Annotated in this window: 25 protein-coding genes and 1 tRNA gene; 7 read left to right on the top strand and 19 right to left on the bottom strand. The window is 68.6% G+C overall.

Annotation, left to right across the window (positions count from 1 at the left end):
• The 8 genes from VF651_08960 to VF651_08925 all read right to left on the bottom strand — a co-directional run bounded on the left by VF651_08960 (position 1) and on the right by VF651_08925 (position 8,045).
• Positions 1-189, bottom strand: coding sequence for a DUF2065 domain-containing protein (locus VF651_08960; GenBank protein HEX7965833.1), 189 nt, complete (start codon positions 187-189; stop codon positions 1-3).
• Between the two features lie 101 nt (positions 190-290).
• On the bottom strand, positions 291-1,574 hold the full coding sequence (gene hflX / locus VF651_08955; protein ID HEX7965832.1) for a ribosome rescue GTPase HflX: 1,284 nt from the start codon (positions 1,572-1,574) through the stop codon (positions 291-293).
• A 24-nt stretch (positions 1,575-1,598) separates the two neighbouring features.
• On the bottom strand, positions 1,599-1,868 hold the full coding sequence (hfq, locus tag VF651_08950; GenBank protein HEX7965831.1) for an RNA chaperone Hfq: 270 nt from the start codon (positions 1,866-1,868) through the stop codon (positions 1,599-1,601).
• A gap of 89 nt (positions 1,869-1,957) precedes the next feature.
• Positions 1,958-2,869, bottom strand: coding sequence for a tRNA (adenosine(37)-N6)-dimethylallyltransferase MiaA (gene miaA, locus VF651_08945; GenBank protein ID HEX7965830.1), 912 nt, complete (start codon positions 2,867-2,869; stop codon positions 1,958-1,960).
• A gap of 19 nt (positions 2,870-2,888) precedes the next feature.
• Positions 2,889-4,664 (bottom strand): DNA mismatch repair endonuclease MutL, encoded by a 1,776-nt coding sequence (mutL, locus tag VF651_08940; protein ID HEX7965829.1) that lies wholly within the window; start codon positions 4,662-4,664, stop codon positions 2,889-2,891.
• 90 nt (positions 4,665-4,754) lie between these two features.
• Positions 4,755-5,990 carry an N-acetylmuramoyl-L-alanine amidase gene (locus VF651_08935; protein HEX7965828.1) on the bottom strand — a complete coding sequence of 412 codons (1,236 nt, stop codon included), beginning with the start codon at positions 5,988-5,990 and terminating at the stop codon, positions 4,755-4,757.
• An 88-nt stretch (positions 5,991-6,078) separates the two neighbouring features.
• Positions 6,079-6,567 (bottom strand): tRNA (adenosine(37)-N6)-threonylcarbamoyltransferase complex ATPase subunit type 1 TsaE, encoded by a 489-nt coding sequence (tsaE, locus tag VF651_08930; protein HEX7965827.1) that lies wholly within the window; start codon positions 6,565-6,567, stop codon positions 6,079-6,081.
• Positions 6,567-8,045 carry an NAD(P)H-hydrate dehydratase gene (locus VF651_08925; protein HEX7965826.1) on the bottom strand — a complete coding sequence of 493 codons (1,479 nt, stop codon included), beginning with the start codon at positions 8,043-8,045 and terminating at the stop codon, positions 6,567-6,569. The genes tsaE and VF651_08925 overlap by 1 nt, the downstream gene beginning before the upstream one ends.
• Before the next feature lie 22 nt (positions 8,046-8,067).
• Here VF651_08925 and queG point away from each other — a divergent pair, with 22 nt between their 5' ends.
• The gene (gene queG / locus VF651_08920) at positions 8,068-9,123 is read left to right on the top strand and encodes a tRNA epoxyqueuosine(34) reductase QueG (protein HEX7965825.1); all 1,056 of its coding nucleotides are present in this window, start codon (positions 8,068-8,070) and stop codon (positions 9,121-9,123) included.
• A gap of 140 nt (positions 9,124-9,263) precedes the next feature.
• Here the strand turns inward: queG and VF651_08915 are convergent, their stop codons facing one another.
• The 9 genes from VF651_08915 to pcnB form a co-directional block, all read right to left on the bottom strand.
• Positions 9,264-9,740: a GFA family protein gene (locus VF651_08915; GenBank protein ID HEX7965824.1), complete on the bottom strand. Its 477-nt coding sequence runs from the start codon at positions 9,738-9,740 to the stop codon at positions 9,264-9,266.
• A gap of 22 nt (positions 9,741-9,762) precedes the next feature.
• A complete protein-coding gene (locus VF651_08910) occupies positions 9,763-10,473 on the bottom strand; it encodes an SEC-C domain-containing protein (GenBank protein HEX7965823.1) in 711 nt (236 codons plus the stop codon).
• Entirely contained in the window at positions 10,466-12,043 is a 1,578-nt protein-coding gene (gene pgi / locus VF651_08905) for a glucose-6-phosphate isomerase (GenBank protein HEX7965822.1), read from the bottom strand. The genes VF651_08910 and pgi overlap by 8 nt, the downstream gene beginning before the upstream one ends.
• 174 nt (positions 12,044-12,217) lie before the next feature.
• Complete coding sequence (gene panD / locus VF651_08900) at positions 12,218-12,598, bottom strand: aspartate 1-decarboxylase (protein HEX7965821.1); 381 nt, start codon at positions 12,596-12,598, stop codon at positions 12,218-12,220.
• Between the two features lie 39 nt (positions 12,599-12,637).
• Entirely contained in the window at positions 12,638-13,537 is a 900-nt protein-coding gene (gene panC, locus VF651_08895) for a pantoate--beta-alanine ligase (GenBank protein ID HEX7965820.1), read from the bottom strand.
• Position 13,538: 1 nt separating this feature from the next.
• Positions 13,539-14,366 (bottom strand): 3-methyl-2-oxobutanoate hydroxymethyltransferase, encoded by an 828-nt coding sequence (gene panB, locus VF651_08890; GenBank protein ID HEX7965819.1) that lies wholly within the window; start codon positions 14,364-14,366, stop codon positions 13,539-13,541.
• Positions 14,367-14,565: 199 nt separating this feature from the next.
• Positions 14,566-15,210, bottom strand: a complete 645-nt coding sequence (locus VF651_08885) for a deoxynucleoside kinase (GenBank protein HEX7965818.1) — start codon at positions 15,208-15,210, stop codon at positions 14,566-14,568.
• Complete coding sequence (folK, locus tag VF651_08880) at positions 15,207-15,707, bottom strand: 2-amino-4-hydroxy-6-hydroxymethyldihydropteridine diphosphokinase (GenBank protein ID HEX7965817.1); 501 nt, start codon at positions 15,705-15,707, stop codon at positions 15,207-15,209. The genes VF651_08885 and folK overlap by 4 nt, the downstream gene beginning before the upstream one ends.
• Positions 15,708-17,066, bottom strand: a complete 1,359-nt coding sequence (pcnB, locus tag VF651_08875; GenBank protein ID HEX7965816.1) for a polynucleotide adenylyltransferase PcnB — start codon at positions 17,064-17,066, stop codon at positions 15,708-15,710.
• Positions 17,067-17,154: 88 nt separating this feature from the next.
• Between pcnB and VF651_08870 the strand changes: the two genes are divergently transcribed.
• Together VF651_08870 and VF651_08865 are read left to right on the top strand one after the other, a co-directional pair.
• A tRNA-Glu gene (locus VF651_08870) sits at positions 17,155-17,230 on the top strand.
• A 16-nt stretch (positions 17,231-17,246) separates the two neighbouring features.
• Entirely contained in the window at positions 17,247-17,720 is a 474-nt protein-coding gene (locus VF651_08865; protein ID HEX7965815.1) for an RDD family protein, read from the top strand.
• Between the two features lie 187 nt (positions 17,721-17,907).
• Here VF651_08865 and lptG read toward each other — a convergent pair whose 3' ends face one another.
• The gene (gene lptG / locus VF651_08860; GenBank protein ID HEX7965814.1) at positions 17,908-18,960 is read right to left on the bottom strand and encodes an LPS export ABC transporter permease LptG; all 1,053 of its coding nucleotides are present in this window, start codon (positions 18,958-18,960) and stop codon (positions 17,908-17,910) included.
• A 5-nt stretch (positions 18,961-18,965) separates the two neighbouring features.
• On the bottom strand, positions 18,966-20,069 hold the full coding sequence (gene lptF / locus VF651_08855) for an LPS export ABC transporter permease LptF (protein ID HEX7965813.1): 1,104 nt from the start codon (positions 20,067-20,069) through the stop codon (positions 18,966-18,968).
• A 140-nt stretch (positions 20,070-20,209) separates the two neighbouring features.
• On the opposite strand from lptF, the gene VF651_08850 reads away from it, so the two are divergent.
• The 4 genes from VF651_08850 to VF651_08835 all read left to right on the top strand — a co-directional run bounded on the left by VF651_08850 (position 20,210) and on the right by VF651_08835 (position 25,418).
• Positions 20,210-21,694 (top strand): leucyl aminopeptidase, encoded by a 1,485-nt coding sequence (locus VF651_08850; GenBank protein ID HEX7965812.1) that lies wholly within the window; start codon positions 20,210-20,212, stop codon positions 21,692-21,694.
• Positions 21,691-22,110 carry a DNA polymerase III subunit chi gene (locus VF651_08845; protein ID HEX7965811.1) on the top strand — a complete coding sequence of 140 codons (420 nt, stop codon included), beginning with the start codon at positions 21,691-21,693 and terminating at the stop codon, positions 22,108-22,110. The genes VF651_08850 and VF651_08845 overlap by 4 nt, the downstream gene beginning before the upstream one ends.
• A gap of 1 nt (position 22,111) precedes the next feature.
• A complete protein-coding gene (locus tag VF651_08840) occupies positions 22,112-22,423 on the top strand; it encodes a hypothetical protein (protein ID HEX7965810.1) in 312 nt (103 codons plus the stop codon).
• A gap of 178 nt (positions 22,424-22,601) precedes the next feature.
• A complete protein-coding gene (locus VF651_08835) occupies positions 22,602-25,418 on the top strand; it encodes a valine--tRNA ligase (GenBank protein ID HEX7965809.1) in 2,817 nt (938 codons plus the stop codon).
• Positions 25,419-25,433 lie beyond the last annotated feature (15 nt).

The raw sequence follows: 25,433 nt of genomic DNA, 5'->3' as shown, positions 1-25,433 counted from the left end.
TCAACTCCGCACCAGGTACAGGACCACGACGCCGGCCGCCATGCTGAGCAGACCGACCAGGCGCAACACCCGGTCGTCCGCCTGCACCACGGCGGCCAGGGTGCGGCGGAAGCCGCGGGGCGCGACGAAGGGCGCGATGCCCTCCATCACCAGCATCAATCCGACCGCGCTCAGGAATGGCACCAGCATCTAGGGACCTCTTGAATCCGCCGGAGCGGCGGGCACAAAAAACGGGCGCCCTTTTCAGGACCGCCCGTGGTCAGATTATACCGGGTTATGGGCCGGGCCGCTCAGGCGCTCAAGGCCTCCGGTTCCAGGCCCTCGCGGCGGCAGAGCCGCTGGTACTCGCGGCGCGGCAGCTCCACTTCCAGGAGGTAGCCGCCCTGCTCGTCCCCCTTCTCGTTCTTCACGGCCCCCATGTCGAAGAACGCGGCGCGGGCGCGGCCATGGGCCGGGGAGAGGCGTATCCAGCCGTGGACCACGTCGCTCTTGAGCCGCCCGGAGATCTCGTGGCGCAGCAGGTCGAGGCCGGCGCCGGTGGCGGCGGACACCCAGACGCGGCGCGCGAGGCCGTCCGGCCCGCGCTCCACGCCGGGAGCCTGGCCGGTGAGGTCGATCTTGTTGAACACCTCGATCTGCGGGACCTTGTCGGCACCGATCTCGGTGAGTACTGCGTTCACGGTCTCGATGTACTCGTCCCGCTCCGGGTCGCCGGCGTCCACCACGTGCAGCAGCAGCGCGGCCTCTTCCGTCTCCTGCAGGGTGGAGCGGAACGCCGCCACCAGGTCATGGGGCAGGTCGCGGATGAACCCCACCGTGTCCGCCAGCACCGCCTGGGTGGCGTCGCCGAGCTGCAGGCGCCGCAGGGTGGGGTCGAGGGTGGCGAACAGCAGGTTCGCCGCCAGCACTTCGGCGCCGGTCAGGGCGTTGAACAGGGTGGACTTGCCGGCATTGGTGTAGCCCACCACCGAGACCGTGGGCACGTCGTGGCGCTGGCGGGTGCGGCGGCCCTGTTCACGCTGGTCGCCCACCCGTTCGAGGCGCTTCTCGAGCATGTCGATGCGCTTGCCGATGAGGCGGCGGTCGATCTCGAGCTGGGTCTCGCCGGGACCGCGCAGGCCGATGCTGCCGCCGCGCTGCCGCTCCAGGTGGGTCCAGCCGCGCACCAGGCGCGTGGCCAGGTGCCGGTGCTGGGCCAGCTCCACCTGCAGCTTGCCCTCGAAGGTGCGGGCGCGCTGGGCGAAGATGTCGAGGATGAGTCCGGTGCGGTCGAGCACGCGGCAGGAGAGCAATTTCTCCAGGTTGCGCTCCTGGCTGGGACTGAGCGCATGGTTCACCAGCACCAGATCGGCCTTGAGCTCCTTGACGCGCTCGCCGACTTCGGCGGCCTTGCCTTCGCCGATGAAGTAGCGCGGCTCAGGGATGCGGCGGCTGCCGGTGACGGTAGCCAGCACCTCGGCGCCTGCGGCGCGGGCGAGCTCGGCGAATTCGGCGAGCAGCACCTCGCCGTGGTCTGAGTTCAGGTCGAGATGGACCAGGACGGCGCGTTCGCCGCTCTTCGGGCGTTCAAACAACCTGGTATCCCGGAGCCGTGAGGCTCAATGATGCTCGCCGCCGCCTTCGTTGCCCGCCTCGGCCTCGTGGCCCGGGGCCGGACCCACGTGCACGTGCCGGCCCGGCACGACGGTGGAGATGGCGTGCTTGTAGACCATCTGGCTGACGCTGTTCTTGAGCAGGATCACGAACTGATCGAACGACTCGATCTGGCCCTGGAGCTTGATGCCGTTCACGAGATAGATCGAGACCGGCACCTTGTCGCGCCGCAAGGCGTTCAGGAACGGCTCTTGCAGCGATTGACCTTTCGCCATGGTGCTTCTCCTTGTTGTAGTTGCAGGCCGGTTGGGTAGGCCCATGGTTCTGTACATATTATCGCCAATTGTATCACAGGGGCCGCCATTTACCTTGGATGGAGATCGCGCGCCGCGCGTGCGAGCGCGCGTTCCACGAGTTGCGGCGAACCCGTCTCGAACCACGCCACGTCCGTCTCCGCGCGCAACCACGTGAGCTGCCGCTTCGCGTAACGGCGTGTGGCGACGATGCCACGGCGGACCGCTTCATCAAGACCGCAGGCCCCTGCCAGATATTCCAGAAGTTGGCGATATCCAACAGCGCGCATGGACGGCATGCCTGCGTCGAGATCGCCGCGCGCATGCAGGTTACGCACCTCTTCCAGGAAACCCTGCTCCATCATGCTATGGAAGCGCCGCTCGATCGCCTGGTGCAGCACCGCGCGGTCGGCGGGCGCCACCGCCAGCTTGATGTAGCGGTATTCCCCGGCTTCGACCGCGGCGGCGGCCTGGAGTTCCGAGAGCGGACGGCCGGAGATGTGACAGACCTCCAGCGCGCGCTGGATGCGTTGCGGGTCGTTGGGATGGATGCGCGCAGCGGCCTTGGGATCCAGGCGCGCGAGCTCGGCGTGCAGCGCGGCCCAGCCTTCCCGCGCGGCACGGGCGTCCAGCTCCGCGCGCAGCACGGGGTCGGCGTCCGGCAGCGGCGCGATACCGTGCTGTAACACATCGAAATAAAGCATGGTGCCGCCCGTCAGGAGCGGCACCCCGCCGGCGGCGGTGACCTCGCGCATGGCGGCGAGCGCGTCCTCCCGGAAGCGCGCGGCGGAATAGCTCTCGGCCGGATCGAGGATGTCGATGAGGCGGTGCGGCGCCACCGCCAGCACCTCGGGCCCCGGCTTGGCGGTGCCGATGTCCATGCCGCGGTAGATCATGGCGGAGTCCACGCTCACGATCCCGCAGCCCAGCCGCTTCACGAACTCGACCGCAAGCGCGGTCTTGCCCGAGGCGGTGGGACCCATGATGCAGATGGCCGCTGGTTTAGCGGCCACGCAGGAATAGACGATCGAGTTCGGGAAGCGTGAGGCGCGTCCAGGTGGGACGGCCGTGATTGCACTGGTCGGCGCGCGGCGTGCGCTCCATGTCCCGCAAGAGTGCGTTCATCTCGGCGAGCGTCAGCTCCCGGTGCGCCCGCACCGAGGTGTGGCAGGCGGAGGTGGCGAGCACCCGCTCCAGGGACTCGTCCAGGCGCCGGCTCTCGCCGTGCTCCGCCAGGTCCGCCAAGAGGTCGCGCAGCAGCGCGGCGACGTCTTCCTTCGCCAGCAGCGCCGGCACCTCGCGGATGGCGAGGCTCTCAGGCCCGCGCCGCTCCACCACGAAGCCGCCGGTGGCGAGGACCGCCGCCGCGGTCTCCGCGAGATCCGCCTCCCGCCGGCTGACGGCGAGCGTGATGGGCACCAGCAGCGGCTGCGTGACCACGCTGCCCTGCTCCAATGCCGCCTTCATGCGTTCGTAGGTGATGCGCTCGTGGGCCGCATGCATATCCACCAGGATCAGGCCATCGGGCGCGGCGGTGAGGATGTAGATGCCGTGGAGCTGCGCCAGTGCGTAGCCGAGCGGAGGCACGCCTGAACCCTGCAGTGGAGCGGCTGCCGGCATGGTTGCACCGTCGCTGTGCAGTTGCGCATAGGCAGCGAGCGTCTCCGCCACCTGCATGGGCATCTGCTGCGGGCCGAGCCCCGCCGGGCGGTAGCCCGGGGCCATGGGCGGCATGGCGTCACCACTGGGCGCAGGCATGCCCGCACCCTGGGGCCGTGGTGTGGTCGCGGCCAGCGCTTCCTGCACGGTGCGGAACACGAAGTCGTGCACCAGGCGGCTGTCGCGGAATCGCACCTCGTGCTTAGCGGGATGGGCGTTGACGTCCACCCGTGCGGGATCGAGCTCGAGGTACAGCACGTAGGCGGGATGGCGGCCGTGGAACAGCACGTCGTGGAAACCCTGGCGCACCGCGTGCGCCAGCAGCTTGTCGCGCACCACGCGGCCGTTCACGTAGAAGTACTGAAGATCGGCCTGGCTGCGGGAGAAGGTCGGGCGCGCCAACCATCCCGTGAGCCTCAAGCCGCCGGCCTGCTGCTCGAGATGGAAGGCCTGCCCGATGAACTCAGGACCCACGAGTTCCTTCAGGCGCCGCTCGATGCCGGGAAGGTCGCCGGCGGCATGCAAGGCCAGTACCGGCCGGCCGTTGTGCCTGAGCTGCACGTCGAGATCATGGCGAGCCAGCGCGATGCGCCGGACCGCCGTGTCCAGGTGGCCGAACTCCGTGGCCTCGCTCTTCAGGAACTTGCGGCGGGCCGGGGTGTTGAAGAAGAGGTCGCGCACCTCGACGCTGGTGCCCTGGGCATGGGCCGCAGGCGCGGGCTCCGCATAGCGGCCATGCCCGTCCCCCTCCAGGCGCCAGGCATGCTCGCTGTCCTGCGTGCGGGAGGTGATGGCGAGACGCGCCACGGCGCCGATGCTCGGCAGCGCCTCGCCCCGGAACCCCAGGGTCGCGACCCGCTCCAGGTCCTCCAGGCTCGCGATCTTGCTGGTGGCGTGGCGCGCCACCGCCAGCGGCAGCTCCTGCTTCGGGATGCCGCCGCCGTCATCGCGCACGCGCATGAGCCGCGCGCCGCCGCCCTCCACCTCCACTTCCACGCGGGTGGCGCCCGCGTCCAGGGCGTTCTCCAGGAGCTCCTTGACCACGGACGCCGGGCGCTCCACCACCTCGCCGGCGGCGATCTGGTTCACGAGCTGGAGGGGCAGTTCGCGGATGGGCATGGAGAACCTAAGGCTTGGGAGGGCCTTAGCTTACCGTAAGGGGAGAAACGTGAATCAGACGGATCCGGACATGGCTGCCCGGAACAGTGTCTATTTCTGCGGACCGATACCCACGCCGGACGCCAGCATGCCCGACGCCCGGCCGTCCCGCTGCTGTTTGGCCACCGCGTACTGGGTGCCCGGCGGCGGGTAGTGGGAGAAGTAGTTGTCCACGCCGGTGAAGATGGCCTGGGCCAGCTGCTGCTGGTAGTCCGTGGACATGAGCAGCCTGGCGGTGCGCGGGTTGGTGATGTAGTTGGTCTCGATGAGCATGGAGGGCACGTCGGGCGCCTTGAGCACCAGGAAGCCCGCCTGCTGCACGCTGTTGCGGTGCATGGCGCCGATGGCGTCGAGCTGCTTGGCGACGCTCGAACCCACGTCGAAGCTCATGCCCATGACGACGGACTGGGACATGTCCACCACCACCGACTTCACCTGGGGCGGCAGGCCGGCGAGGCGCACGCCTCCCACCAGATCGGAGTCGTTCTCCTCCCGTTCCAGGAACTTGGCGTGCTCGGTGGTGGCGCCGTGCTCCGAGAGCACGTACACGGTGGCGCCGTCCGCGCCCTTGTCGCGCGCCGCGTCGCAGTGAATGGAGACGAACAGGTCGGCGTTGGCGTCACGGGCCTTCTCGAAGCGCTCCTTGAGCACGACGAAGGTGTCGCTGTCGCGGGTCAGCACCGCTTTCATGCCGGGCTGGCGGTCGATAAGCGCCGCGAGCTTGCGGGCGATCGCCAGGGTCACGTTCTTCTCGTATGCGCCCTTGGGGCCGTGGGCGCCGGGATCCTTGCCGCCGTGGCCGGCGTCGATGGCGATGACGATATCGCGGCCGTGGCGCGGCGGAGCCGGAGGCGTGAACACCGGCAGGCTCGCCACCGGCGTCGGTGCGGGAGCGGACGGCGCGGCGGCGACCGCGGTGCCGGCGGTGAACAGGTCCACCACCAGCTCGGCTCCGTTGGGGCCCTGGCGCAGGAAACTCTGGGGCATGGCGCGCGCGGAGAGGTCCAGCACCAGCCGCAGCTTGTCGTCATGCAGCGCGCTGCGCAGCTCGGTGATGACGCCCCGGCCGTTGGGCAGGGCGGCGTTGAGCCGCGCGTTGTCCACGTCGATGACGATGCGGTCCGGCTGGCTCAGGGTGAACAGGGTGTGCTCCGCGGGCGCGGACAGGGAGAGCACAAGCTCGGTGCGGGAACCATCGGCCACGAGCTGCACCGCGCCCACGTTGACCGGGGCAGACGCCGCACCCAGCGTGGGCAGAAGCAGCCCCGCCGCCAAGAAGAAACCCATCACCCGCACGAACGCAGCCCTCCGGCCCCAGTGGTGTCCATAATTTATACACCAACGGGACAGGTTTTCAAGTATTTTTTCTTTACATTTAAGGGGATAGGCCGTTATGTTCGAGTCCGGCCTCACGATTTGTCGCATCCCACGCGGCCAGGAGCGCCCGGCCCGCATCGCTCCTGCCCTCCGCCTCCAGCACCCGGCCGGGAGCAGCCACCGTGAGGCGGCACTCCAGGTCCGGATTGGGCAGGAAATGAGCACCCCGCTCCGGCCATTCGATGAGTACCGTGCCCTGCATCTCGCGCATCCCCAGGAACGCCAGTTCCTCGGGATCGGCGATGCGGTAGAGGTCCAGGTGCTTGAGACTCAGGGACCCGAGTTCGTAAGGCTCCACCAGGGTATAGGTGGGGCTGGGCACGCGGCCAGGATGGCCCAGGGACCTGATCATGCCGCGCACCAGGGTGGTCTTGCCGGCACCCAGGTCGCCGTGCAGGTAGATCACCAGATCCCCGGCGGGCAGCACTTTACCCAAGGCAGCGCCCGCCGCCTCCGTGGCGGCGGCATCCTTTAGCCCTAAGCGCATCAGACGTTCACCAGGTGCCGCAGCGGATCCATGAGGTCCCGCGCCATGAGGCCGCGTTCGCCCTGGCGCGCGGCGAGGTCGCCCGCCGCGGCGTGCACGTACACGCCCTGGCGCGCCGCTTCCGGCAGCGGCAGGCCCTGGGCCACCAGCGCGGCGACGATGCCGGTGAGCACATCGCCCATGCCCGGCGCGGCCATGCCGGGATTGCCGGCGGTGCAGACGGAGGTGATCTCGCCGTGGGCGGCGATGAGGCTGCCGGCGCCCTTCAGTACCGTGACGGCATCGAAGCGCTCGGCGATGCGCTCGACGCAGGCGTAGCGGTCGCGCTGCACGGTGGCGGTGTCGGTGCCCAGGAGGCGCGCCGCCTCGCCCGGGTGCGGTGTGAGGATCCAGCGCCCGTGCTTGTGGGGCGCCTCCGCGAGCAGGTTGAGCGCGTCCGCGTCCACCACCAGCGGGAGGTGCGAGGCGAGCACGCTCTTGAGCAGCATGCGGCCCCAGGGACCGCGGCCGAGGCCGGGACCGATGGCCACCACGCTGGCACGGCCGAGCAAGGCCTCGATGTCGCCGGCGGTCTCGATGCCGTGCACCATGGCTTCCGGCAGGCCGGCCAGGAGGCCGGCCACGTGCGCGCCCTGGGTGGCGACGGTGACGAGGCCGGCACCGCTGCGCAGCGCCGCTTCCGCCGCGAGGCGCACCGCGCCTCCCATGCCGTGGTCTCCGCCCACCACCAGCACCCTGCCGAAGTCGCCCTTGTGGGTGTCGCGGGCACGGCGCTTCAGACCGGTCTCGCGCATGGTGGCGCTGCGCAAGCGCCGCGCGCGGGGCAAGAGGCTGCCGTAGACCTTGGGCGGCACGGCGAGGTCATCGAAGCGCAGGAGGCCGGTGCAGGCGGGGCCGGCCCCGGTGAAGAGTCCGGCCTTGAGGCCGAGGAAGCTCACGGTGAGGTCGGCGTGCACCGCGGTGCCGAGCTCGGCGCCGGTGTCGGCGTTCAAGCCCGTGGGGATGTCCAGGGACAGTACCGGCATGCCGCAGCCGTTCACCTCCTGCACGAGCTTCAGCCACTCGCCGCCGAGCGGCCGGTCGAGGCCGGTGCCGAGCAGCGCGTCCACGATCACGTCCGCCGCCGGCAGGCGCGACTCGAAAGCCTGCTCCTTGCCGCCGGACTGCAGGAACGCGCCGCGCATCTCGGCGGCGGGACGCGGCAGCTTGAGGCGGTCCCCCAGGGTGAGCACCGTGACCCGGTGCTGCTCCGCCAGCGCGCGGATGGCGAGCACGTAACCGTCGCCCGCGTTGCTGCCGGCGCCGCACAGCACCAGGAGATGCTTCGCGCCCGGCCACTGGTGCTTGAGCTGGGCCCAGGCGGCCTCTCCGGCCCGCTGCATGAGCGTGACGGCGCTGATGCCGGCGTCCTCGATGGCGCGGCGGTCCAGCTCGCGCACCTGGGCTGCGGTGTAGAGGTTTTCAGGGAGCACTGACATGTGAGGCATTATATATAGCCTTATGTCCGCCCCCACCGACTTCCATGCCTTAGCCGGCCGCATCAAGGGATGGGGCCGGGAACTGGGCTTCCAGCAACTCGGCATCTCCGGCGTGGAGCTGCCGGAGGATGAGCGCCGCCTGTTGGCATGGCTGGCGGCGGGCCGCCATGGGGACATGGCCTACATGCAGCAGCATGGCACGCGCCGCAGCCGGCCCCAGGAGCTGGTGCCGGGCACGCTCCGGGTGATCTCCGCGCGCATGGATTACTGGCCGGGCGCCACGCAGGACACGGAGGCGCTGCTGGAGGACCGGGACCGGGCCTACATCGCGCGCTACGCGCTGGGGCGCGACTACCACAAGGTGCTGCGCGCGCGGCTGCAGAAGCTCGCGGACCGCATCCAGGAGGAGACCGGGCCCTTCGGCTACCGGGCCTTCACGGACAGCGCGCCGGTGCTGGAGAAGGCGTTGGCCCGCGGCGCAGGCCTGGGTTGGATCGGCAAGCACACCAACCTCATCAACAAGGACGCCGGTTCCTGGTTCTTCCTGGGCGAGCTCTTCACGGACCTGCCGCTGCCGCTGGACGAAGCCGGCGGCGAGCACTGCGGCAGCTGCCGTGCCTGCCTCGACGTCTGCCCCACCGGCGCCATCGTGGCGCCTTACGAGCTGGACGCACGCCGCTGCATCGCCTACCTCACCATCGAGCACAAGGGGCCGATACCGGAGGAATTCCGCAAGCCCATGGGCAACCGGGTGTTCGGCTGCGACGACTGCCAGCTCTTCTGCCCCTGGAACAAGTTCGCGCAGGTGTCTAAGGAAGCGGACTTCACGCCCCGCGCCGGACTCGACGGTCCCCAGCTCACGGAACTCTTCGCCTGGAGCGAGGAGGAGTTCCTGAAGCGCACCGAGGGCAGCGCGATACGCCGCGCGGGCTACGAAGGCTGGCTGCGGAACATCGCGGTAGGATTGGGGAACGCACCGACCTCGGACGCAGTGGTGTCGGCCCTCAGGAGCCGGGAGTCACATCCCTCGGAGCTGGTGCGGGAGCACGTGCGGTGGGCGTTAGCCCAACATCAATAGACATTAGAACCACGATAAAACCGTCGCGAGCGAAGGCAGGGCTAGGCGCGCGAGGCGAGCAGGAGGGAGTGCACTCTGATGTGCATGACCGACTGCGAGTCCGAAGCGCAACAACGCCCTGCCGAGCGCAGCAGGTTTTATCAGCACAGCAGTTTGTGACGTCTGTGCCAGTCCTCAATCGACTCCTTCGGATACTCCCTGAAGTGCTTGCCCAGCGCCACTTCCGCCCAGGGCGCAGCGAAGTCCAGCATGATGCTCACCACCTCAGGCGGCTTGGGTAGCGGCGTATCTATCGCCGAGGCCATGGGATACACCCATTGCGGCCACTGTTCGTCGCTGAGGTAGAGCGGCGAGCCGCAGTCCCGGCAGAAGTGCCGCTCCGCACCGCTGTGCTTGATGCCGCCTTTCCCGTCCGGCATGCGCGCGTGGTAGATGCCCACGTGCTCCGCGCCGTCCACTTTGAGGGTGGCCGCCTCTCCCATGATGTTCACGGCGTAGCCTTCTCCACCACCGGTCTTGCGGCAGATGGAGCAGTAGCAGCGCATGAAGGGATAGGGCGTGTGGGACTCGACGCTGAAGCGGACAGCGCCGCAGTGGCAGGAACCTTCGAGCAGCATGATGGACCTCCTGGCAGGAAGCCTAGGCCGCCTTGCCGTGACAATCCTTGAATTGCTTCCCACTGTTGCAGGGACAGGGCGCATCCGGCGGCACCGACGAGGGTACGTCGCCGCGCCCGTAGCTCGCCTCCCGCTGGAAGCGGCGCTGCATGGTCTGCTTGTCGAAGGGACCGATGCGTTCGCGTCCGTCGAACCTGAAGTCGGTGTAGGCGCCGTTGGCGTCCACGTAGTGCAGGAACACCTGGGCGCACCACTGGCCTTCGAAGGGCTCGCGCCAGTGGGCCACGTCGGCGCCGCGGTACACCAGCATGTCGCCCGGGGCGAGACCGATGGGCTTGTCCTCCCCGTCCGCATGCACGCACAGGGGCCAAAGGGACGGTGCCTGCAGCCCGAGCGCGAGAGAGGCGCTGATCTCGCAGGACGGCCGGTCCAGGTGGCGCGGCAACACCGCGCCGGGGCCGTAGATGCGCAGGTACGAATAACAGGGCAAGAGGCTGAGGCCGGTGGCGCGCTCCATAGCGGGCTTGAGTTCCAGCAGCAGGGTCTCGCTCATGGCGTCGGCGTAGTGGCCGTGCGCGGCGCGGAACACGTCTTCCGGCTGGTAGTAGCCCGGCCACTGCTGCTGCAGCAGCGCGTAGGTGGTCATGAGCTGCGCGCTCTGGGGCGAGACCACGCCCCGCAGCACGGTGTACTTGCTCTGCTTGAACTGCGCGGCGGGCGCGAGCTCACTCATAGCGGGAGCGCTTCACCGCGGCGCGGGTGGCGGGATCCTGGATGCCGGTGACGTCGCCGCTCTCCAGCGCCTTGAGCACGCCCTCGGCGAGCTGCTTGCCGAGCTCCACGCCCATCTGGTCGAAGCAGTTGACGTCCCAGATGCAGGCCTGCACGAAGGTGCGGTGCTCGTAGAGCGTGAGCAGCATGCCAAGATTCCGTGCGTCCAGGCGCGAGAGCGTGATGAGGGTGCTGGGGCGGCCGCCGGGGAAGGTCTTGTGGGGTGCGAGCGCCTTGCCGGACTGCTTCTCGGCCTCGGCGGCGCTGCGGCCGTGGAACAGCGCCTCGGCCTGGGCATAGCAGTTCGCGAGCAGCATGGCCTGCTGGCGCCAGTGGCCGCTCTCCTCCTCCAGCACCGCCACGAAGTCCACCGGCACCAGCCCGGTGCCCTGGTGCAGGAGCTGGAAGAAGGCGTGCTGCCCGTTGGTGCCGGTATCGCCCCAGACCACGGGCATGGTGGCGTAATCGGCGGGCGTGCCGTCGCGACGCACGCGCTTGCCGTCGCTCTCCATCTCGAGCTGCTGCAGGTAAGGCACCAGCAGGCGCAGGTCCTGACGGTAGGGCACCACGGCGCGCGTGGCGGCCTGCCAGAAGTTCGCGTACCAGACGCCGAGCAATGCGAGCAGCACCGGCAGGTTGCGTTCAGCAGGTGCCTCGCGGAAATGCCGGTCCATCTGCGCGGCGCCGGCGAGCAAGGCCTCGAAGGCCTCGAAGCCGTGGGCCAGCGCGATGGGCAGGCCCACCGCAGACCACAGGGAATAGCGCCCGCCCACCCAGTCCCAGAATGCGAACACGCGCTCGGGCGGGATGCCGAAGGCGCGTGCCTTGTCCGGCGCGGCGGAGACGGCGGCGAAGTGTGCCGGCACCGCCTTCTCTCCCAGGGCCTGCACCAGCCAGGTGCGTGCTGCCTGGGCGTTGGCGAGGGTCTCCTGGGTGGTGAAGGTCTTGGAGATGACCACCACCAGGGTGTGCTCGGGATCCAGTGCCGGCAAGAGGCGCGCCGCGTGCATGGGATCCACGTTGGAGAGGAAATGGGTGCGCAGCTTGGGGCCCTTGAGCGGCGCCAGGGCCTCCACCACCAGCTCCGGCCCGAGGTGGGAGCCTCCGATGCCGATGCTCACCACGTCGGTGATGCGGTCCGCGTGCACGTCCCCGCAGAAGGCGCGCATGCGCGCGAACACCTCTCGCACCTCGGCGGCCTGGGGTGCGAGCGCGGGCGGCACGTCCGCCGGCGCGGCGCGCAGCAGCGTGTGCAGCGCGGCGCGGTCCTCGGTGTTGTTGACGTGTCCGCCTTCGAACAGCTGCCGGCGCCTGGCGTCGAGGCCGGCGGCCTCCGCCAGCTTCGCGAGCAGCTTCAGGGTCTCGGGGGTGGCGAGGTGACGCGAGAGATCCGCGTGCAGGCCGGGCAGTTCGATCGAGAAATCCGCGACGCGCTTCGCGTCCAGGGCAGTAGCCTTGAACTCGTCGAGGTCGAACTCGGCCTGATGGGCGGCGAGCGCCTTCCAGGCAGCGGATTGGGTGATGGACGACATGCCTTAAATTAACCTGCCACGGTATCCGTTGTCACGGCAGGTCAAAGAAGACCTGAAACGAGAGATTTTTGCCGAGGATGAGGCGCGGTGCTCACTGAGGAGCGGAGTTTACGTTGCAGTAAATGAGCACCGAGGTGAGCGCCGCAACGAAGTCATTCGGCCAAAAGATCCGTTTCAGGCGGCTTGCACGGGGATGGCGTTGGAAGTGCGCATGACCTTGTTGTGCTCGTTCAGGTAGATCAGACGCGGCTTGTGGTTCATGGCCTCGGCGGCATTCATCTGGCAGTAGGCGCAGATGATGATGATGTCGCCCGGCTTGGCGCGGTGGGCGGCGGCGCCGTTTATGGAGATGACTCCGGAGCCCGGCTCGGCGCGCATGGCATAGGTGGTGAAGCGCTCGCCGTTGGTGACGTTGTAGATCTGGATCTGCTCGTAGTCGAGCATGCCGGCGGTGTCCAGGAGCTGGCTGTCGATGGCGCAGGAACCCTCGTAGTCGAGCTCGGCGTGGGTCACGCGGGCACGATGGAGCTTCGCCTTGAGCAGGGTCACTTGCATGGGGATATCCGGGGGACGAGGAAGGACAGTGGGGATATTTTAGCCGACGCGCTCGGCTTCGCTCAAGGTGACGGTCCTGTCCTGCGGCGCGGCGAGGTCCAACGGCAGGTTGTCGATGAGTCGCGCCTTGCCGAGCCAGGCCGCCGCCAGCACCACCAGGCGCTCGTCGTCCGGCTTGGGCGGCGCGAGCGTGTCGGCGTGGCGGATCTCCACATAGTCGGGACGGAAGCCGCCCTCCGTGAGCCGCCGGGCGGCCTCGGCCTGCAGCTTGCCGAAATCCCGCGCGCCCTCGCGCAGGCTGGCGCCGAGATCGGTGAGCACGCGGCGCAGCAGCGGCGCCTGGACGCGCTCGGACTTGGTGAGGTACTGGTTGCGCGAGCTCATGGCGAGGCCATCCGGCTCGCGCACCGTCGGGTGGCCCACCACCTGCACCGGCAGGCAGAGGTCCGCGGTCATGCGCCGGATCACCAGCAGCTGCTGGTAGTCCTTCTCGCCGAACACCGCCACGTCCGGCTGCACCATGTTGAAAAGCTTGGTGACCACGGTGGCTACGCCGGCGAAGTGGCCGGGGCGCGAGGCCCCGTCGAGGATGCCGTCGAAGGCCGGCACTTCCACCCGCGACACCTGGTCCATGCCGCCGGGATACATCTCCTCCACCTCCGGCATGAACAGGAGGTCGGTGCCTGCCACCGCGAGCTGCAGGCGGTCCGCATCCGGCGTGCGCGGGTAGGCGCCGAAATCCTCCTTCGGGCCGAACTGCAGCGGGTTCACGAAGATGCTGACCACCACGCGGTCCGCCAGCGCGCGGGCGCGCTTCACCAGCGCGATGTGGCCGGCATGCAGGTTGCCCATGGTGGGCACCAGCGCCACCTGCTGGTTGATGGCGCGCCAGCGCTGGATGCGCTTGCGAAGCTCCACGACCGAGTGTTCGGTGAGCATGTCAGTCGAAGCTGTGCTCGGCGGCCGGATAGCTCTTGTCGCGCACCGCCTTCACGTAGGCTGCCACCGCCTCGGACGGCGTCTTGCCGCCCTCGGTGAAGTTGCGCACGAACTTGGGCCGGCGCCCGGGGGTGATGTCGAGCATGTCGTAGAGCACGAGGATCTGGCCATCCACCTTGGGACCGGCGCCGATGCCGATCACCGGCACCTTCACAGCGGCGGTGATCTTGGCGGCGAGGTCGCGCGGCACGAGCTCCAGCAGGATGAGGTCTGCGCCCGCCTTCTCCAGGAGCTTGGCGTCTTCCAGCATCTGCTTCGCGGCCTTGGCCTGGCGGCCCTGCACCGGGTAACCGCCGAGCTTGTGCACGAACTGGGGCCGCAGGCCCAGGTGCGCGCAGACCGGGATGCCGTTGTCGCTGAGGTAGGTGACGATGTCCGCCTGGCGGCCGCTGCCCTCGAGCTTCACCATCTTGGCGCCGCCCTCCTGCATCAGGCGCGCGGCATTGGCGAGCGCGATCTCGGGCGTGGGATAGCTCACGAACGGCATGTCCGCGATGAGGAAAGCGCGCTTCAAGCCGCGCGCCACGTTCCTGGTGTGGTAGACGATGTCATCCACCGTCACCGGCACGGTGGTGGCGTGGCCCTGGATGACGTTGCCGAGGGAATCCCCCACCAGCACCACGTCCACGCCGGCCTCGTCCAGGAGCGCGGCGAAGCTCGCGTCGTAGGCGGTGAGGCAGGCGATCTTCTGCTTCTCCGCCTTCATGTGCGCGAGCGAGCTCAGCGTGACGGGCTTCGCATCGTTGGTGTTCTTGGGCGTGGTGTACATCGCCGGACCCTGTAAAAACAGCGCTTCAGGATGCCTTTCCCCATCCCAAATGTCTAGGACTGCCAGCTGCAAGCGTCGCGAGCGCAGGCGGGGCTAGGCGCGCGAGGCGAACAGGAGGGAGTGCACTCTTGGTGTGCATGACCGACTGCGAGTCCAAAGCGCAACAACGCCCCGGCAAGCGCAGCAGCTTGCGGCGCTCTCACCGCACTGGTGTGGGGTTGAAGTAGTGCCGCCCCGACCTGACGCGGTTGATTTCCCGCACCAGCGAGTTGTAGTCCGCCTCGCTCTCCACCGGGTTGATGTCGGCGGCATTGACGATGAGCAGCGGCGAGGCGCCGTAGTGGTGGAAATAGTGGGAGTAAGCCGAAGCGACCCGCTCCAGGTACTCCTGCTGGATGAAACGCTCGTAGCCGATGCCGCGGCGGTTCACGCGGCGCACCAGCACGTCCACCGGCGCCTGCAGGTAGACCACGAGGTCGGGACGCGGCGCGTCCAGCGTGAGGTGCTGGTACACCTGCTCGTAGAGCTTGAGCTCCTCATCGTCCAGGTTCAGGCGGGCGAACAGCGGGTCCTTGTCCAGCAGGAAGTCCGCCACGCGGGTGGGCTGGAAGATGTCGCCCTGGCGCAGCTCCTGCAGCTGGCGCGCGCGCTGGAACAGGAACGAGAGCTGGGTGGGAAGCGCGGCGCCCTTGGGGTCGCGGTAGAAACGCTCGAGGAAGGGGTTCTCCTCGGCTCGCTCCAGCAGGAGCTCGCCGCCGAGGGTCTCTGCCAGCTTCATGGCGAGGCTGGTCTTGCCCACGCCGATGGGCCCCTCCACCACGATGTAGCGCGATTGACCGCTCATGCGTCTTGCGGCTCCAGGCGTTCGATGCGCGCGTCCCCCAAGCGTGCGCGCAGCTCGCTCACCGCGCCCAGGCCCGGTATCACGAGCGCAGGTGCGATGTCATGGAGAGGATACAGGACGAAGGCGCGCTCCGGCACGCCGGGATGCGGCAGCGTGAGCTCGGGCGTCTGCATGGTCACGTCGCCGTATATAAGGAGGTCGAGGTCGAGGCTGCGCGGACCCCAGCGGGTGCCGTCGCGGCGCCGGCCATGGGCCGCCTCGATGGCGCGCAGCGCCGCGAGCAGCTCCAGCGGCGCGAGCGCGGTCTCGACGGCGGCGGCGGCGTTGACGTAGTCGGGCTGGTCCTGGGGACCCAGGGGCGGACTCTTATATAGAGGCGAGCGTGCGGTGACGCGGGTGTTTGGGACGGCGGCGAGCTCGTCCAGCGCGCGGCGCACTTGCGATGCGGGTGCCTGCAGGTTGGCGCCGAGGCCCACGTAGGCCGTGACGGCAGCCACTCAGGCGGGCTCCTGCCCCGCTCCGCCTTCGGCGCGGCGCTTGCGTCCCCGCCCGCCACGGCGACGCCGGCGGCGGCGTCCGGTGCCGCTGCCCGGCTCGGCCGGCGGCGGTGCCACCGGGTCGCCGGCGAGGAGCTGCGTCCACCACTCGGCCAGCTCCGGGTCCGCCTCGCCGGACTGGGCGCGCAGCACCATGAAGTCGTAGGCAGCGCGGAAGCGCGGGTGCTCCATCAGCCGCTGCGGGCGCTTGCCCTGGCGCTGGGTGAAACGCGGCTGCAGCGTGAAGATCTCGATCATGGGCGTGGAGAAGCGGCGCGGCAGCGCCACGCGCTGCACCTGTTCGTCCACCACCTCGGCGGAGGCGCGGCGCAGCGCCTCGCTGGGATGCAGGCCCTCCGCCTCGAGCTGCGACGCGACCTGGCGCACCGGTTCCCACAGCAGCGCGGCGAAGAGGAACGCGGGCGTGACCGGCAGGTCCTGCTGTACGCGGCTGTCGGTGCTGGCGAGGGCCTTGGCGATGAACACGCGCGGGAACCCCTGCTCCTCCACCGCGAGCGCCTCCTCGGTGCGGGGAAACAGCTGCGTGAACAGGCCGTGGTGGCGCAACGCCTCGAAGGCCTGCTCGCCGAAGCCGTACATGAAGAGCTTGAGGATCTCCTCGAACATGCGCGCGGGAGGCACGTCCGCCAGCAGGCCGCTCAGGCGCCCGATGGGACGCTCGGTGCCGGGATGCAGCTTGAAGCCGAGCTTCACCGCGAAGCGCACCGCGCGCAGCATGCGCACCGGGTCCTCCCGGTAGCGCACCTCCGGGTCGCCGATCAGGCGCAGCACGCCGTCACGCAGGTCCGGCAGGCCGCCCACGTAGTCGCGCACCGAGAAGTCGCGCACGTCGTAGTAGAGCGCGTTGACGCTGAAGTCGCGGCGGACCGCGTCCTCCTCCACCGTGCCGTAGATGTTGTCGCGCAGGATGCGGCCGGTGCCGCCGTCGTGGGCCCGGTCCGGGTCGTCTTCTTCCCCGGCCGTGTCGGCGGCGCCGCTGGCGCGGAAGGTGGCGACCTCGATGATCTCGTCGCCGAAACGCACGTGGGCCAGGCGGAAGCGCCGCCCGATGAGGCGGCAGTTGCGGAACTCCCGTTCCACCTGCTCCGGGCTCGCGCTGGTGGCGATGTCGAAGTCCTTGGGTTCGCGGCCCAGCAAGAGGTCGCGCACGCCGCCGCCGACGAGATAAGCCTCGTAGCCGGCGTTCTTGAGCCGGTAGAGCACCTTGAGGGCGTTTTCAGAGATATTCGCCCGCGAAATGCTGTGGTCGGCGCGGGGGATGATGACCGGGTGGATAAGCGGGCTTCCTATGCGGCTCACGGGTTTCCGGTGGGTCCGGAGGTTATTTTGGCGCAGAACTTGAGCAAATCCGGCGCGTCCGTATAATACCACTCCCTTTCGGCCCGACGCTCCCTTCGTCTAGAGGCCTAGGACGGAGCCCTCTCAAGGCTTAAACGCGGGTTCGAATCCCGCAGGGAGCGCCACTTTGAAACCGCCCGCATGCCGGACGTGAATCCCGACGACAGCCGACCCGCGCCGCTGTGGCGCCGCCTCGCCGCGGCGAGCTACGACGCCCTGGTGGTGCTGGGCCTCTGGTTCATCGCCACCGCCGTGGCCATGCCGGTCGCGCGCGGCGCCATCACCCCCGACCATCCCCTGGCCGAACTCCTCTATCGCCTCTACATCCTCGCGGTGGGCTTCCTGTTCTTCGGCGGCTTCTGGGTGCGCAACGGCCAGACCCTGGGGATGCTGGCCTGGCGGGTGAAGCTGGTGGATGCCCGGACCGGCGGTTCGGTGCGCTGGGGCCAGGCGCTCATCCGCTACCTGGCTGCCTACCTCTCCTGGGCGGCGCTGGGACTCGGCTTCTGGTGGTCGCTGTGGGACCCGGAGAAGAAGACCTGGCACGACCGGCTCTCGGGCACGGTCTTGAGACCCGCGCCCTCCTTCGCCGAAATTTCCAATCCCAAGAATTAGAACCACGCCAAAAGCGTCGCGAGCCAAAGCAGAGCGAGGCGCGCGAGGCGAGCGGGAGGGAGTGCACTCTGATGTGCATGACCGACCGCGAGTCCGAAGCGCTCGCCGCTCCCGCACATCCCTGTGCTCCCCGGCACATACGCATCCCTGCTACAGACGAAGCTATGCGGGGCGCAGCAGCTTTTGGCTACTTGATGCGTCTGAGGGCAAGGAAGCTGACTGCTCCCAATAGGAGCGTCGGCAGCCAGGCCGTGAGCACCGGGTTGATGCCGAACACCACGCCGCTCTGCATGAACATGCTGTTCGCCACGTAGAAGCCGATGCCGATGAGCATGCCCACCAGCAGCCGCTGACCGGTGCTGGCGGAACGCAGCGGCCCGAACACGAAGGGCAGCGAGAGGATCAGCATCAGCAGCAGCGATACGGGCTTGGCAAGGTGTCCCCAGAACTCCGCCACGTAGCGCCGCTCGTCCAGGTGGTTCGCGCGCAGGTAGCCGATGTAGTAATAGAGCCCGGCGGCGGACAAGGTGGTGGAGTCCATCGTGAACAGGCTGATGATGTTGGGATTGAGGGAGGTCTGCCACTCGCGGTCGGGGACCCGGAAAGTGCTGGAGCCGTCCACGCTCATCTGGGTGCCGCGCACGCCGTGCAGTTCCGGCGGGAGCCGGCCGAACTCCGCGGCGTTAGCGAAGGTGGCGCCGGTGAGCTGGCGATCCGGGCTGACGTCATAGATATAGATGCCGCGCGCCAGGTCGCGGTTGGTCATGGAGCGCACGTTGACGAAGCTCGAGCCATCCTTCGCCCATATGCCGCCGGTGCCGAGCGCGTTGGTGCGGGCGTTGACGAGCTCGGCGCGCCGGTCCTCTGCCTGCTGCTCGCTCCCAGGCACCACCAGCTCGCCGATGAGCACGCAGCAAGCCGCCAGCACCAAGCCGCCGAGCAGGGCGGACAGGCCGAGCCGCGCCACCGAGACGCCCGCCACGCGCATGACCGTGAGCTCGTTGTGGCCGGCGAGTTCGCCGAGGCCCAGCAACGCACCGAGCAGCACCGCGATGGTGAACATGTTGTACATGCCACCCGGCACCTTGTAGAGCGTGTAGCGCGCCGCCTCCAGCAGGGTGTAGCTGCCGCTCAGGCTGCGGATCTCGCTGACGAAGGTGATCACGCTGGCGAGCGCGGTGAGCACCAGCAGCACCAGCAGCACGTTGACGATGACCGCCTTCGCCAGGTAGAGGTCCATCCGCTTCACGCGCGCGGCCTCCAGTTGGCGGCGAACAGCCCACGGGTGCCGTACTGCTGCAGGAGCAGCAGCCCCACCACCGCGAGATAGATGCCGTCCACCCACCACAGGCCCAGCGCGGCGGGCGTCACGCCCTTCTGCAGCCAGACGCGGCCGAGGATGCCGAGGTTGTAGTAGATGACGTAGACCAGCACCGCGATGAGCAGCTTGCCGTAGCGGCCCTGGCGCGGCGAGGTGCGCGCCAGCGGCACCGCCAGCAGCGTCAGCAGCACCACCGAGATCGGCACCGAGAGGCGCCATTGCAGTTCGGAGGCGGCGGCGAGGTCGTGCAGCTTCAGCAGCTCGCCGGTGGGATAGGCATCGTAGGAGTCGAGGCCGCTCTCGGGCTTGGGCGGATCGATGACGATGCCGTGCTCGGCGTAGCGCACGATGCGGTAGTCGGCCTTGCCGGGCGTGCCCTCGTAGCGCCAACCGTCCTTGAGGACCAGCATGCCGCCGCCGGCCACGTCCGGGTTGCCCTGGCGATGGCCCTGCTCGGCGATCACCACCGCCATGAGGTCGCCGCTCGGGCCCTGCATGAACACCTTGCCGAGGTCCTTGCCGTCCTTGCTCACGTGCTCGGCATAGAGCGCGCCATGGCCGTCGTCGTCCACCTTGAAGCGGCCCGACTCGAAGCTGCCGACCTGCGCGTCGTGCTCGCCGGCGCTGTTGACGATGTGGGTCATGCGCTCGGCCCAGGGCGAGACCTGCAGCGACAGCGCCGCCATGGCCGAGCCCAGCACCAGGGCGATGACCAGCAGCGGCCGGTAGACCTGCGCCGGCCCCACGCCGCAGGCCATGAAGGTGGTCATCTCGCTGTCGCGGTAAAGCCTGCCCAGGGCCAGCATGATGGCGAGGAAGGTCGCGACCGGCACCACCACGATGAAGAACTTGATGGAGGCGAGCCCGAGCAGGGTGAACACGGTCTCGCGCGGCAGGCGCCCGGCGGCCGCATCGCCCAAGAGGCTGGCGAAGCGGTTGCTGAGGAGGATCAGCATGAGCACGCCGGTGACGGCGCCGATGGTGAGCACCGTCTCCTTGGCGAGATAGCGGTCCACGATGCGTATCATGCGTCGCTCGGGTGTCTCATCGCGTGGCGCGGGCCTTGGGTTAGAATGGCGGCCACAAAACCGATCGCCGGGACCGCGGCCGCAGGCGTCCATGATACGCCAGGGGCACTGCGTACCCGAACCCTCCACCGGAGACATGCATGCAATTTTCCCTGAAGTCCGCGGCCGCCGAATCCCTGGCCACGCCCTGCCTCGTGGTCGGCCTGTTCGAGGGTGGCAAGCTGCCGTCCGCGGCGCACGCATTGGACCAGGCGAGCCACGGTTACCTGACCAAGGTCGCCAAGAGCGGCGCGATCGAGGGCCGCGCCGGCCAGGTGCAGCTCCTGTTCGACGTGCCTAAGGCTGCTGCGGAACGGGTGCTGCTGGTGGGCCTGGGCAAGGAGAAGGACTTCGGCCTGCGCGCCTACCGCAAGGCGACGATGAAGGCGGTGCGCACGCTCGGCGAAGCGGGCGTGAAGGAAGCGGTGAGCACTCTCCCGCTGCTGGAGATCAAGGATGCGGACGCCTACTGGCTGGTGCGCCACGCGGTGGAAGCCGCCGAGGAGGCGGGCTACCGTTTCGACCAGTTCAAGGGCCACGGCAAGGACAAGCCGCGTCCCACGCTGCACAAGCTGACGCTACTGGTGGGCCGCGACCACGGCAAGGCCGCCGAGGAGGGGCTGCGGGCGGGCAGCGCGATCGCCACCGGCGTGGCGCTCACCAAGAACCTGGGCAACCTGCCGCCCAACGTGTGCACCCCCTCCTACCTCGCCGAGGAGGCGCGCCGGCTCGCCAAGGGCAGCAAGCTCAAGGTGACGGTGCTGGAGGCGGCGCAGATGAAGAAGCTCGGCATGGGCGCGCTGCTGGCGGTCGCCAGCGGCAGCCACCAGGCGCCGAAGATGATCGTGATGGAATACCAGGGCGGACCGAAGGGGCAGAAGCCGCACGTGCTCGTCGGCAAGGGCATCACCTTCGACACCGGCGGCATCTCCATCAAACCGGCCCAGTCCATGGACGAGATGAAGTTCGACATGTGCGGCGCCGCCAGCGTGTTCGGCGCGCTCAAGGCGGTGATGACGATGGGCCTCAAGATGAACGTGGTGGGCATCGTGCCCAGCGCCGAGAACATGCCGGGCGGCAACGCCGCGCGCCCGGGTGACATCGTCAGCACCATGTCGGGCCAGACGGTGGAGATCCTGAACACCGACGCCGAGGGCCGCCTGATCCTGTGCGAGGCGCTCACCTACGCAGAGCGCTTCAAGCCCGCGACGGTGGTGGACATCGCCACGCTCACCGGCGCCTGCGTGATCGCGCTCGGCAACGTGGTCTCGGGCCTGCTCGGCAACAACGAGCGCCTGGTGCAGGGCCTCAAGGCCGCCGGCGAGAAAGCCGAGGACCGTGCCTGGCAGCTGCCGCTGTACGAGGACTACCAGGACAGCCTGAAGAGCAACTTCGCGGACTTCGCCAACATCGGCGGCCGCGAGGCGGGCGCCATCACCGCCGCCTGCTTCCTGTCGCGCTTCACCAAGAACCTAGCCTGGGCGCACCTGGACGTGGCCGGTACCGCCTGGAAGGGCGGCGGCGAGAAGGGCGCGAGCGGCCGGCCGGTGCCGCTGCTGGTGCAGCACCTCCTGGACCAGGCGTGACCCAGGTCGACTTCTATATATTGGAGAGTGACGGTCCGCGCGGGCGCCTGATGTTCGCCTGCAAGCTGGCGGACAAGGTGGTGGGCATGGGCCACAAGGTCTTCGTGCAGGCGCCCGACGAGAGCACCGCCCGGGAACTGGACGACCTGATGTGGACGTACCACGACCGCAGCTTCCTGCCCCATTGCCTCGCGGGCGCGGAACCGGAGGTGCCGGTGCACATCGGCCACGGCGCCGAACCCGCCGACGGCTTCCACCTGCTCATCAACCTCGGCGCCGAGGTGCCGGGCTTCTTCGCCCGCTTCGAGCGGGTGGCGGAAGTGGTGGACGGGGACGAGACCCGCAAGATGGAAGGGCGCGAGCGCTTCCGCTTCTATAAGGACCGGGGTTACCCCCTCGAGACCCACAAGCTCTGACATGGCAGACCCGCGCAAGCCCCGCATCACGCCCAGCCTGGACATCCCGGTGCTCACGGACATCGTGGACGAAGAGCCGGCCGCAGCACCTGCGCCCGCTGCCGTCCCCGCCTCCACCCCGGAAGTGCTCACCATCCCCCAGGACCTGCTATCCGAGGTGCTGACGGAGCGCATCGCCGCGCTCACGGACCGGCTGCTGCGCGACGCCTCCGCCGAGATCCACGCCACCCTCGTGAACAAGGTGTGGGAGAAGCTCCGGGAGGAGATCCCCGGCATCGTCGAGGAAGCTCTGCGCGAGAACGGAAAAGAATGATCTATCGAAAAAGGCCATCCTGGCCTTTTCCTCTGTTTTCCCCTCAGCGAAGCTGAGGGGAAAACACCGGCGCCTCCCTGCGCCGGTCCCCCGCCCTCCACTTAGGCTGCAGCACACCGCTGATATAATCCCGCCTCATGCCGCGCCCCGCGGCGCAGCAGAAAAAGCCTCCCGGACCATGGATAAAGCCTACGAACCCCGCGGCATGGAAGGCCGCTGGTACGAGACCTGGGAGCGCCACGGCTGGTTCGCGCCCGCGGACCAAGGCGAACCCTACTGCATCCTGCTGCCGCCGCCGAACGTCACCGGCACGCTGCACATGGGCCATGCCTTCCAGCAGACCCTCATGGACGCCCTCACCCGCTACCACCGCATGCACGGGCGGCGGGTGCTGTGGCAGGGCGGCACCGACCACGCCGGCATCGCCACCCAGAAGATCGTCGAGAACCAGCTGGCCGCCGCCGGCAAGACCCGCCATGACCTGGGACGCGAGGCCTTCGTGGCCAAGGTCTGGGAGTGGAAGGAGGAGTCCGGTTCCACCATCACCCGCCAGATGCGCCGCCTGGGCGCCTCGGTGGACTGGACCCGAGAGCGCTTCACCATGGACCCGGGCCTCTCCGCCGCGGTGCGCCGGGTGTTCGTGCAGTGGTACCGGGACGGCCTGCTCTACCGGGGCAAGCGCCTGGTGCACTGGGATCCGGTGCTGCAGACCGCCGTCTCCGACCTCGAGGTGAACAACGAGGAGAAGGACGGCAGCCTGTGGCTGATCCGCTATCCCGCCGCCGCAGGCGGCAAGGACCTGACCGTCGCCACCACCCGTCCCGAGACCATGCTGGGCGACGTGGCGGTGGCGGTGCATCCGGACGACGAGCGCTACAAGGACATGATCGGCAAGCAGCTCAGGCTGCCGCTCACGGACCGGCTGATCCCGGTGATCGCCGACGAATACGTGGACAAGGAATTCGGCACCGGCTGCGTGAAGATCACCCCGGCCCACGACTTCAACGACCAGAAGCTGGGCCAGCGCCATAACCTGCCCGTCATCGGCATCTTCACGCTCGACGCGAAGGTGAACGAGAACGCGCCGGCGCAGTACCGCGACCTGGACCGCTTCGCCGCACGCAAGAAGATCGTGGCGGACCTGGAAGCCGCGGGCCTGCTGGTCGAGACCAAGAAGCACAAGCTGATGGTGCCGGTCAGCCAGCGCTCCGACGCGGTCATCGAGCCCATGCTCACGGACCAGTGGTTCCTGGACCTCACCCGTGACACCCAGCCGGACGGCCGGCCCGGCGGCAAGCGTGCCATCACCGAGCCCGCCCTCGCGGCGGTGCGCGGCGGCGCCATCAAGTTCACGCCGGAGAACTGGAGCACCACCTACGTGCAGTGGCTGGAGAACATCCAGGACTGGTGCGTGAGCCGCCAGCTCTGGTGGGGACACCAGATCCCGGCATGGTTCGACGAGGCGGGCAACATCTTCGTGGGCGAGGATGAGGCGGACGCGCTCAAGCACTCCCCCATCAAGCCCGTGGGCGAGCTGCGCCAGGACGAGGACGTGCTGGACACCTGGTTCAGTTCCGCGCTGTGGCCCTTCTCCACCCTGGGCTGGCCCGGCGACACGCCGGAACGCGCCAAGGAGTGGGAACGGTTCAACGCCTTCCTGCCCTCCTCGGTGCTGATCACCGGCTTCGACATCATCTTCTTCTGGGTGGCGCGCATGGTGATGGCGACCCAGTACTTCACCGGCCGCGTGCCGTTCCACGAGGTGTACATCAACGCCATCGTGCGCGACGCCGAGGGCCAGAAGATGTCCAAGTCCAAGGGCAACACCATCGACCCCCTGGACCTCATCGACGGCATCGGCCTCGAAGCGCTGGTGCAGAAGTCCACCGCCGCGCTGCTGATCCCGCAGGTGCGGGAGAAGGTGGAGAAGCGCGTGCGCAAGGACTACCCCCAGGGCATCCCGGCGGTGGGCGCCGACGCGTTGCGCTTCACCTTCGCGGCGCTGGCCACCTACAGCCGCACCATCAACTTCGACCTGAAGCGCTGCGAAGGCTACAAGAACTTCTGCAACAAGCTGTGGAATGCCTTCCGCTACGTGCTGATGAACACCGAAGGGCAAGACAACGGCATGTCCGGCGAGCTGGAGTTCTCCCTGGCGGACCGCTGGATCCAGTCGCGCCTGTCGCAGACCCTGAGCGTCGTCGAGAAAGAGTTCGCCGGCTACCGCTTCGACCTCGCGGCGCAGGCGCTCTACGAGTTCACCTGGAACGAGTTCTGCGACTGGTACCTGGAGCTGTCCAAGCCCGCGCTGCAGGGCGAGGGCGTCAGTGCCGCCCGCCAGCGCGGCACCCGCCGCACCCTGGTGACGGTACTGGAGGCGCTGCTGCGCGCCCTCCATCCCATCACCCCTTTCATCACGGAAGAGATCTGGCAGAAGCTCGGCCCGCTGGCGGGCAAGTCGGGCGCCAGCGTCATGATCCAGCCCTACCCGAAGCCCTCCGACTTCAAGCGCGACGAGACGGCCGAGCAGGAGCTGCGTTGGATACAGGAGTTCGTCCTGGGACTGCGCCGCATCCGCGCCGAGATGGACATCGCGCCGGGCAAGCTGATCCCCGTGTTGCTGCAGGATGCCTCGAAATCGGATCGCGAGCGCGCAGAGAGATATCAGCCCCTGCTGACGTTCATCGCCCGGCTCGAGAATATTGGCCTTCTGGCGGGGGAAGCCCCGCCCTCTGCCACCGCGCTCTTGGGCGAGATGAAGATCCTGGTGCCCATGGCCGGCTTGATCGACATGGACGCGGAGCGCGCGCGCCTGGCCAAGGAGATCGCGCGGGTGGAAGGCGAGATCGGCAAGTGCCAGGCCAAGCTCGGCAAGCCGGATTTCGTGGATAACGCCCCGCCGGCGGTGGTGGAGAAGGAACGCCAGCGCCTGAAGGAGTTCGAGACGGCGGTCCAGGGCCTCAAGGAGCAGCTCAAGCGCCTGGCCTCCCTGTAACACGCGACGAGGGGT

The sequence above is a fragment of the Gammaproteobacteria bacterium genome (assembly GCA_036383255.1).
GTDB lineage: Bacteria > Pseudomonadota > Gammaproteobacteria > Natronospirales > REEB76 > DASUBN01.
The sequence above is the reverse complement of the archived record's forward strand: the minus strand, read 5'-3'. Positions and strand labels throughout refer to the sequence as shown.